Origin of the sequence: Flammeovirga aprica JL-4 (assembly GCF_012844305.1) — a bacterium.
In the GTDB taxonomy this organism is placed as follows: domain Bacteria; phylum Bacteroidota; class Bacteroidia; order Cytophagales; family Flammeovirgaceae; genus Flammeovirga; species Flammeovirga aprica.
On the sequence record NZ_JABANE010000171.1, the window covers coordinates 1 to 11,140 of the forward strand.

The 11,140-nt window shown below is 35.2% G+C and carries 6 protein-coding genes; 3 read left to right on the top strand and 3 right to left on the bottom strand.

What is annotated here, in order from left to right; genetic code table 11:
* Positions 1–251: 251 nt before the first annotated feature.
* The 3 genes from HHU12_RS31450 to HHU12_RS31460 form a co-directional block, all read right to left on the bottom strand.
* Positions 252–3,299, bottom strand: coding sequence for a discoidin domain-containing protein (locus tag HHU12_RS31450; RefSeq protein WP_169660707.1), 3,048 nt, complete (start codon positions 3,297–3,299; stop codon positions 252–254).
* A gap of 109 nt (positions 3,300–3,408) precedes the next feature.
* A complete protein-coding gene (locus HHU12_RS31455) occupies positions 3,409–4,866 on the bottom strand; it encodes a sulfatase (RefSeq protein WP_169660708.1) in 1,458 nt (485 codons plus the stop codon).
* Between the two features lie 181 nt (positions 4,867–5,047).
* Entirely contained in the window at positions 5,048–5,650 is a 603-nt protein-coding gene (locus HHU12_RS31460; protein WP_169660709.1) for a hypothetical protein, read from the bottom strand.
* Between the two features lie 314 nt (positions 5,651–5,964).
* Between HHU12_RS31460 and HHU12_RS31465 the strand changes: the two genes are divergently transcribed.
* The 3 genes from HHU12_RS31465 to HHU12_RS31475 all read left to right on the top strand — a co-directional run bounded on the left by HHU12_RS31465 (position 5,965) and on the right by HHU12_RS31475 (position 10,767).
* Positions 5,965–6,885 (top strand): hypothetical protein, encoded by a 921-nt coding sequence (locus tag HHU12_RS31465; RefSeq protein WP_169660710.1) that lies wholly within the window; start codon positions 5,965–5,967, stop codon positions 6,883–6,885.
* A gap of 85 nt (positions 6,886–6,970) precedes the next feature.
* Complete coding sequence (locus HHU12_RS31470) at positions 6,971–8,515, top strand: sulfatase family protein (protein WP_169660711.1); 1,545 nt, start codon at positions 6,971–6,973, stop codon at positions 8,513–8,515.
* 338 nt (positions 8,516–8,853) lie between these two features.
* Complete coding sequence (locus HHU12_RS31475) at positions 8,854–10,767, top strand: sulfatase family protein (RefSeq protein WP_169660712.1); 1,914 nt, start codon at positions 8,854–8,856, stop codon at positions 10,765–10,767.
* The last annotated feature ends 373 nt before the right edge of the window (positions 10,768–11,140 follow it).

Below are 11,140 nucleotides of genomic sequence, written 5' to 3' on the forward strand. Positions count from 1 at the left end.
TTATCTCTTTTGGAAGAAATTGTACAAAATAAATACAATTTTCCTTGTTTTAATCATAAGAGAAATGAAGAAGAAAATAGCTTGAAAGTAGAACATAAAAAGTTTCTAGAGTAGTTAAATTTTTCAATAGTTAAGAGCAATATAGCCTATAAAAAAAAGCCATCCCCTATTCACTAGAAATAAGGAATGACTTAATTTATTTATCACTCTATAAGAAGTCAGCACATTGTCAACTAAACTTTCGATAAGTACTATTTAATGATCACTTTGAGGTTACCCACATTGTTAGAGGTTTTGATATAGTAAATACCCTTTGGTAAATCATTCAGATCGATTACATCTGAAGGGTCCTGAACTTGTATCGTTTTAATTTCTACTCCTACCCCATTGAAAACATGAATTGTTTCTTGAGGCTTTAAGTTTTTCACTTGGAATAATCCATTACTTGGGTTTGGATACACCAATTGATCGAATGTATCTAGATCTATACTTGTCACATTTGCAGACTCAACCGTAAAAGTTTTGAACATCGATACAGCAGCAAAAACTTCATCTGCTTCTTTTGTAGAGGCCTTCACTGTTACTTCACCTGTCACTTTTCCTATCAATTTACCTCCTTCAATCACTGCTTTAGATGCATCACTGACAATAAAGCTTACTTCTTGAGTATTGTAAATCGAAAATGCTGTTAAGTCTAATTCTTCGCCTACTTTTAATTTAGTTGGCTGATCATCCCACACAATTTCATCTTGATATTTAACAACTACTGCTTTCTCTAATCTTTCCGACTCTACATACTCAAAATCTTCCTCTGCATAAGCAATAACTGTTACATTACCCACCTCATTTCCTCTGAAAGAAGTACCTTCAAGAATGGCTGCATCAGAATCTTCTTTCAATAGGTATTTTACTTTAGATCCTCCTTTGGCATTTAAAGTATAATCTCCTCCTACAGCAAGTCTAGAAATATCCTGATCCCAAGTGATAGTATTTTCTCTTCTTGCTTTCAGCGTTTTATTGAATGTCACAGATACTCCATATTCAGTCATTGTAGTTGCTGAAATCTGAACATTACCAGTTCCTACAACAGTTAATACATTGGCTTCATCAATAGTAGCAATCTCCTCATTTCCAGAAGCAAAAGTGACTGAATTTTCAGTTGATGAAGTTGCTTCTAACTGAATTTTATCTCCAACCATTACAATTCCTTCCTCTAAGTCCCAATCAATTTCAGTATCATCTGCAGCATAAATTTCTACTTCAAAGATACGTGTTCTGGTATCTGTACCATTATCTAAATTATTGATCTGCAGTTTTACTTTTTGAGTAGTTACTTTATCGTAAAACTTAATATACTCTGGGTTTCTGTTATTTGTTTCTTCTAAGATGTTCACCCACTCACCATTTACTTCTGCACTTAATACAAATCCTACAATTGGATTACTATACTCTCCATCTGAACTACCTGTCCACATTCCCATTCCTGTAATATCATATGATTCTTCTAAATCAATCACTACTTCATGAGGTAATGGATCATCCTTTACAGTAATCCATCGGCTTGTTTTAAATATTTTATCACCATCGATTAGCTTTGTAGCAGGATATTTTTCATCCTGACTTGTAACTGACTCTATTGTTTTTCCTTCTGCAACATTGACTAAAGCACCCGTTTCTACTTTAAAAGTTCTGATGACAGATGCAGCTCCATCAAATTCTTCATTACCCATACTGTAAGCTCTTACTTTTACATATCCCTCACCAGAAAAAGTCATTACACCGTCTTGAATCACTGCAGGTCCATCTACTACTTCATATTGTACATCTAAACCAGAACTTGCTGTTGCTTTAAGAGTATACGTACCTCTTAACAACTGATCATCAATCGGAAGGAATTCAATGGTCTGTGGTTTTAATACTGTAACAGCTCCTTCAGGATCTAATGTGATTTTTAAAGTATTGACACTAAATGGTGAAGCATCAAATGTGATTTTGTCTACTGATTGTGTATACTCCGTATTCATTACTTCCTCAATGTCATAAGCTTGACTACTCACCCATGACTGCACCGCAGCGATACCTTGAACCGTTCCATTATCGTTGAAATCAATAGAAATGGTCTGTGCTTCAGGAGCAATATTAGTAATGTTTAAGTACACTACATTTTCATCACCATCTCTCATGGCCAATACACGAGTAAGATCCATGTTTTTCATTCCTCTTTCCGGCAAACAGTAAGATCCTAAAGGATAAGAAGAAGTCAATTGTTTGAAACCATCATACACTTTTGATTTGATGGGAGCACCACCTGATGGCGTTTGAAGAAGAGCGGCGTTATTTCCTGATGAGTTATTGATGTTGAAAATAAAGAAATGATTCACACCGCCATTGATCGCATCACTGATACGCATACCAATAGAAACATCACCGATATAATCAGGCTCAGATTGTTCAAAGATCTCATACAAGCCATCACCTTTCTGTAATTTACCCGTCTGTTCGTTGTTTTGGAAAGGCAAACCATCGATATAATCATAAATCTCTTTATAGTTTTTCTCATCCCATCCATTTCTATAACCGTGTGTAGACACTACATCTACCTCTTCATAAGCTCCTGGAATATCAGCTTTCCAAACGTCAAACCATTTGATCACACCCAAAACACTCCACTGACTTGTACCTCCAATATGAGGCATCTTCATTCCTTTTGTATTGATAGTAGGATCTTCAATCATCTCACGCAACTTCGGCACTGAATACTTATAAAGTCCGCCATAATAAACAGCAAAACCAGTACCTCCTGGCTCGTTAAGGATGTCTAACTCATCAATCTGTACACCTCTATCATGAAATCCTTCGATGACTTCATAATAATATTGAGCCATTTTATCATAAATGTCAGGATCACTATCATCAAATTCTTTTTTCTTATCCTGATCTTTTCTTAAATCTTCCGGAACATCCTGCACACACATTTGTACTTTGATATCTGGATTGATCTTTCGGATATCCTCCACAAAAGCTGTAAAGTTGTTGTATTGTTTTTCATTCTCCTCTGTAGGTCTGCCATTGATATAATGCTTGACAAAATCAAGGTGAATATCTTCAGCCACCATTTTCGCAGCCAAAAGTCTATTTTCGTCTGACATACTTAACCAGTGGCCAATATAACTGTCACAGGTTCCACCAGCTCCAAAAAATTGCTGTTGCTTCTTACTTATGTCCACAGAAATACTCTGGGCCCACAAATTAGGCATAGCTAATAAGCAACCTAATAAAAAGGTAAGTAGTTTTCTCATTGTACTTTATTTAAATTTACTGAACGGACATTCACTTAATAGTATAGCCAATACCCTAGAGGTCTATAAAAACACTCTTCAATTGATTAAAAATTCGTTTATTAATTTTTTACTGCCAAAACTGATCTTTCAATCTATATGGCTTCGTTTTCTTTTCTTTTTCAGGATCGAAATAAGGATTAATTTCAGGTAGCTGTGCGTCTGTTTGCTTTAACCATTGCTGTAAAGCTTTTTCCATTTCAATGGCTACCTTTTGATTATCCTCTATAACATTGTTTGCTTCTCCAACATCTTTTGATAAATCATAGAGTTCGCTTCTTTTACCGTAAATTTTGTAATATTTCCAGTTGTCTTTCAGTACGGCACTATAAGGTTCTGCTCCTTGTATATGATAATGTGGATAATGCCAGAACAAGGTTCTATCCATCGTTTTCTTCTCTTTTAAAACCTTACTCAAATCCGCTCCGTCTATTGTTTTCTTCTTATACTTTGTAGACGTTAAGGACAAGAGCGTTGGCATAAAATCAATGGTCATTGCCGGAACATTACTTTCGGCTTTCTGAACCTTGTCAGTCCACTTCACAATCATAGGTACTCTGACACCACCCTCATAAAAATTTCCTTTTCCAGTACGGTAAGGATAATTCGTTTTAGGCAGTCTCCCCTTCTTGTTTGCTTTTAACTCCAAACCACCATTATCACTGCTAAACACAATGATCGTATTATCAATAAGTCCTTCCTCTTCTAATTTTTTCAAGATCTTACCCACAGCATCATCTACATGTTCTACCATCGCAGCATAAACAGGATTCTGATGATGCTTACCACCTTTTCCTTTATCGATTAAAGCTTGATATTTTGCCACCTTCTCTGGCTTTGCTTCCAAAGGCGTATGAACATTATAGAAATTAAACTGCAAGTAAAAAGGCTGTCCTTTTACAATTTCTATTTGATGGATAGCGTCACCAACTAAACGATCAGTAAGGTATTCTCCTTCTTCCCCATCTGGTAAAGTGGGATTATTATAAGGTGAAAAATAGCTTCCTTTATTAGTAGCAGGAGACCCAGCTTTCCATCCTCCAATATTTACATCAAAACCATGAGATAAAGGCCAGTCCTTTTCGTTCTCTCCCAAATGCCATTTGCCTACATGTATGGTTTTATAACCTTTTTCTTTGAGCATTTCAGGTAATGTGACACTTTCCGAAGGTAAAAATAATTGCCATTCAGGAATTTTCATGGAAGCATAAGGCATAAACCACCCGTCAATCCAATCCGTTATTTGTAATCGAGCAGGATACTGACCTGTCATCAATGCCGCTCTTGAAGGAGAACAAACAGTACACGCTGCATAAGCATTTGTAAATCTTGTTCCTGAAGCAGAAAGCTTATCGATATTAGGAGTTTGATGAAAATCAGATCCATAACATGACAAATCTTTGATACCCATATCATCTACAAAAAAGAAGACAATATTTGGCTGACTATTTTCAACTTGTGCTTCTCCTATAGATGGCAGAAAAAAGGGAAGAAGAAAACTAATCAACAGATGATAATTGTTTTTCATCGAATAAAATAAACGTTGAATAGAAGTCATATGCCTATTAGTAATGCTTTATAGTGTTATTCATACAATTATACACATTTATTGCTATATTAGCAATTTTAAATGCTTAATTTTTAAAAATACCTTATTTTACTCAAAAAAAGGGAGAGCACTGCTTATTAATAGAGTATTATAATTGATGTTAGTTACGTAGTTCTAAACCAATTTTCTCTGAATACTTCACAATAATAGTATTATACCTTCCCTTGAATTCCGCAAATTTTTCCTGTTGATCAGCATCAAAAATTTCATTGAAAGAATACTCTTTTGATGTAACTACTAATGAATCAATTTCTAAGTATTGTTGACTATCTACATCATAAACCTTTCTGGCACTGATAAGCATTTTATTCATGCGTTTTAATTCTTCTTTCAACTGTCTTTGTTGTTCTTTTGAGATAGAAAACATTTGTCGTAATACAGAAAGTTCCTTACGTGTAAGCCTAGAAATGGCCAAAACAGTAATTTGATTATCTGTTAGGATGTTGTTGCGAGCAATTTTAAATTCTTTTTCGAGCTTTCTTTTTTCTTTGAGATCGTATTTATCTATTTTTTGTGATACCGTAATGAATTCAACTCGTTGGGCTTTCAGTAGCACAATTTGATCATCTGTGAGTGTACCTCCCAATATCTTATTCATATAAGATATATAATTCTTAATTTTTTTTTCAATTACGTCATCCTGTGCAGTTACAAATTGACCAAATAGCACAAGAAGAATGTTTAGTAAGATGAACTTTTTCATAATTTAAAATGATTTACCGATACTCACCAGATCAAAAAAGGGTAGCTTGTAAAAGCTATATGAATGATACACTTTAAATGAAGCCTCTCTGTATACTTTATTATTAAAAGGCCTCCATTCTTGATCGGTTTGCTATCGATTTTCTTTAAAAATGGAAATTTTAACAATTTAACTTCGTAAATATGGTACAATTATATAAACAAATTGCTATATTAGCAACGTTGTCGGTAAAATTATTGATTTTACCATTATAAAAGGAAGCATCTGTTGCAATACAATGTCCTGTTTACATTGATTTTTTAATTAATCTTAAAATGAAACGAATTAGTATATTATCATTACTTATTATGGCTGGTAGCTTTTTTTCTTCTTGTAATAATGAGGAAAGTTTACCAACTCGACCTGCATCTGTTACTATGGAAGGTGAAAGCCTTTTTAATGTGAGCAGTATTGGTGATTCGGTCAATTCTTTCTTTACAGCAAAATTTGATGGAACACCACCTCATGATCTAGTTTATCAGGATTCTAAAGGCAGAGAATATTCTTTTCATGCTGAAGAAAGTCGTATTTATGAGATTCCTATCGCTACAGACGTATCGCTAACTCTTACTCCTTTGTCTATAAAAGGTAAAGCGGGAGAAGGTACAACAGAAGGAAGTGCAAAAGTTTCAGTGACAAGTGAGATAGAACAAGTTCAATTTGCTTACACGGGATATGTACAATCTTACAGAAAAAACAATACGGCTACATGGTATACAAATTCTGACGAAACTTACCCTGAAGACAGCTTAGTTGTAAGAAATAATAAGAACGATCAGGTGCATACACTTCTTATTATCAAATTGTCAGATCTAGGAGAATTAAAGGAGGAAAATAAAGTAATTATCTCCCTATATGGAGGTATGCAAGTAGGTAAAAATACGCCTATCAATTTAGCCATCTATGGTATTAAAGAGAAAATTGAAGCGGGTACGTTATACGATGATGTAATGGCAATTGATGATCAGTTTGAACTGATAACTGAAGATGAACTCGTATTTGACGTAGGAGAAAAGAGACCTTTAAGTTATGAAATCACTGATTATCTAAAACAAAGTCAGAGTGAAGGAAAAGAGTATGTTACCATCAAAATGAGCGATACACAACAAAACACAAAACCTTTGGTTTTCAACACTCATTTTCATCCTGATGCAAATCATAAAACATTCCTATCAATTGTCGGATTAGTTGAATAATAGTTCAGTAACTTCTAAAATAGATAAAACCCTTGTAGTTTTTACTTGGGTTTTTTCCACCCTCCGATTTTATAATTATTTAATGATGAAAAAAATAAACATCCTATTCATACTCTTTAGCTTAATGCTGGGATGGGGATGCAGCATACAAACTTCAAAGTCTGTCTCAGATGATATTCAGAAACCTAATATTGTACTTATTTATCTAGATGATTTGGGTTATGGTGATATCAGCATCAACGGTGCTCAAGGATTTACCACTCCGAATATTGATTTCTTAGCTGAAAATGGTATTAATTTTACCAATGCTTATGCCTCTTCAGCTACTTGTACTCCTTCAAGATACGCACTGATGACAGGACAATATCCTTGGAAGAAAAAAGGAGCTCATATTCTTTCGGGAACAGATCCATTGCTTATTGATACCGCTCAGATCACTCTTCCTAAAATGTTGAAGAAAGAAGGATATCAAACCGCAATTATCGGGAAATGGCATTTAGGTTTGGGACAAGGGGAAAAGAACTGGAACGAGCATATTTCTCCAGGACCCAATGAGGTTGGATTTGATCAATCTTACATCATGGCGGCAACGCAAGACCGTGTGCCTACTGTATATATTGAAAATGGTGATGTGGTTGGTCTTGATCCTAATGATCCCATTGAAGTGAATTATAAAAAGAACTTTGACGGGCAACCTACAGGGAAAAGTAACCCTGAACTCACCACCATGAAATGGCATCATGAGCATAACAATACTATCATTAACGGTATTCCAAGAATTGGATATATGAAAGGTGGTCAGTCTGCCCTTTGGAGTGATGTAGATATGGCTGATCATTTCCTTGGAAAAGTGAAAGACTATATCAAAACAACAGCTACAAAGCAACAGCCTTTCTTCTTGGCTTATACCATGCAGCAACCGCACGTTCCAAGAACGCCTCACCCACGATTTGTAGGTAAATCAGGAAAAGGACCAAGAGGTGATGTGATTTTAGAAGCGGATTGGTGTATTGGTGAACTGATGAAATCTATTCAGGAAGCAGGAATTGAAAACAATACCTTGATCATTCTTTCTTCTGATAATGGACCTGTTCTTAATGATGGGTATTATGATGATGCAGTAGAACTGTTGGGGAATCATGACCCTGCCGGTGGTTTAAGAGGAGGAAAATATTCTCTTTTTGAAGCGGGTACTCACGTTCCTTTTATTACTTACTGGAAAGGACAAATCACCCCTTCAGCATCCAAAGCTCTTGTTTGTCAATTAGATCTTTTTGCTTCTCTAGCTTCATTGGTGGGCAGTGAAGAAGTGGCACCTGATTCTGAAAATGTATTGGATGCATTGGTTGGAAAATCAAAAGAGGGCCGTGAGAATTTAGTGATTGAAGCGACTTCGAGAACAGCTTTTAGAAAAGGAAATTACGTATTGATTCCGCCTTATAAAGGAGGTAAGGTCAATAAGAAAGTAAATATAGAGTTGGGCAACAGTAAAGAAATTGCACTTTACGATCTTAAAAATGACCCTTCTCAAAGTAAAAATATTGCTTCAGAAAAACCTCAGTTGGTGGAAGAACTTTTGAAAGAGTTCAAAACTATCAGAGGAGAAGATAAAAAACATCATTTCAGATAAGTCTTACGATTCATAATTAAAGTTTAGATTCAAAAAATACTTACTAGACTAAACAGACAACTTGGCTCCTGGTAATTTACTCAGGAGCCATTTATTTTGAACTATCATCTAAGACGGCTTGGCACATTGGAAACTAAATTACCCAATGGCGCGAATGTTAAGCGTTAGCGTCATTCGTGTCCTTCAGATCATCAGAAATCTCCTGATTTCTAAATACTAAAAATTCTTCTAAGCGTGAGAAAACGCTACTGAATTTTAGTTCACTGATTTGCTTATTATTTTATATTGAATTAAATTTATTGCTATAATAGCAATAGTATTTCAATAACATCATCGAGATGAAACTAATATTCAAAATCCTCTTTATCAGCATTCTTTTTACAGGGTGCCATACTGCAGATAAAACCACAACATCAAGACCTAATATTTTATGGATAACGATTGAGGATACTTCTCCTCAGTTTATTGGGTGCTACGGAAACGAAACAGCACATACTCCCAATATTGATCAATTGGCCAAAGAAGGCGTCCGGTTCACTAATGCATTTTCTACAGGTACGGTTTGTTCTCCTAGTAGAAGTACACTGATCACAGGTGTCCGTACCTTTGAAATGGGAACTGGAAACCATAGAAGTTCCTATCCAATTCCAGCTGAAATTCATGGTTTTCCTTATTACATGAAAGAAGCAGGTTACTATGTCACCAATAATGCCAAGACTGATTATAACCTTAGAAATGGTAAAGCTTTTATAAAGGATACTTGGAATGAAAGTTCTAAAAAAGCGGGATGGTGGAATAGGAAGGAAGAGCAGCCCTTTTTTGCCGTCTTTAATTTTGAAGACTCTCATCAATCTCGTACCATGACCAATCCTTATTCGTGGTACACAGAGAAGATCTATAGTAAACTTGATGAGGATGAAAAGATTGATGATAATGCTTTCAGCATGCCTCCTATTTATAAAGACTCACCTGCAATGCGTAAACAGTTTGCCAGAGTGTACAATTCTATTTCGATGACGGATAAAAAGATTGGACATCTTCTTGAAAGATTGGAAAAAGATGGTTTGAAGGAAGAGACAATTATTTTCTTTTTCGCAGATCATGGTGAAGGAATGCCAAGAGGAAAAACAAATGGTATTGACTATGGCTACCGCGTTCCATTTGTGGTTTGGTTCCCCGAAAAGTACAAACATCTTTCCCCTTGGAAAACAGATGGTGGCGTTACTGATGAACTGATTAATTTTGAGGATTTAGCCCCAACATTAATTGAACTTTCAGGAGGAAATTTACCTAAGCACCTTAAAGGGAGAATCCTTATGGGAGATCACCGTTCAAAGGAAAAAGAGCTCATCACCTTATCTTCAGATCGATCTGATAATGGCATTGACTTAGTAAGAACAGTAACCGACGGAAGGTATATTTATTCCAGAAACTTTATGCCTTTTATCCCTCAACAACGCTATATCCGCTATATGGAAATCTCTGATATAGTAAATCAAATGCGTTCAGATTTAAAAGAAGGTCAATTGGATTCGCTCCAAAAGAGTGTATTCGAAACAAGACCGAAAGAGTATCTTTTTGACATTCAAAATGATCAGTGGGAAACGAAAAACTTGACGGATAATCCTGCTTATCAACAAATCAAAGATAAAATGTTGGCTCATTTAAAAGCAGACCTGTTAGAGCGTAGAGATGTGATGTTTTTACCAGAGTATGAAATCGATAAGATCTCAAAAACAGGAACACCTTATGAATTCCGTAAGGATAATAAAAAATACCCACTCCAAAATATCTTTGATATCGCCTTCCTTTCAGGAGAGCAATCTGATGAGGCACTGAAAACACAATTACAGTTTTTGAATAGTGCCGACTCAATTGAAAGGTACTGGGCTATTTTAGGTATCAGAAGTCAACCTAAAAACAAAGTGCTCCCCTATAAAAAGAGTTTGCTTGATGCTATGCAAGATGATTACCCTCCGGTATCAATTATTGCAGCTGTGATTGCTTATGATATTTATGGAAATTTTGAGGCTAAGTCAAAATTGATGGATTATTGCCTGAGTGAAAATATGCAAGAGGCTTTACTAGCCATCAACTTAACTAATTATTTAAATGCGGATCAGAAAAATCCTTTTGTTCCTACAATGCAAAAAGTTTACGATCTAAAAAGAGAGTATAATGTGAAGGTCGCATCTCTAGACTTTTTAGGGAGTTTGGGAGTGATTGAGAATAGCTATAAGAATAAGACTTAAAATCAAATACATTGTAAACTAAATTTTCAGATATTTTGATTTTAGAAATCAGGAGATTTCTGCTGATCTGCAAAACACAAATGACACTTACTCTTAACATTCGCGTCAGTGGATTTTCTACCATTTTAGTTTGGTAGTGCTTTCCCGGCCTTGAAGGGAAAAGCGTTAAGAATTTCATGTATCGAGCCGTTAAAAATGATTTTTTTGTTTGAGCTTTAGCGAGTTTAAAATCATTTAGGCGAGAGGAATGGAATTTAGCTTTTGCAATCAAAGCCTTGACTTTTTTGCTTCGTTTTTGTGTTAAGACAAAACCTTAGATTTATAGTGTTGTATTTATCTAAGATGGTAAATTGCTTTTTAAAACTAGGGTAAA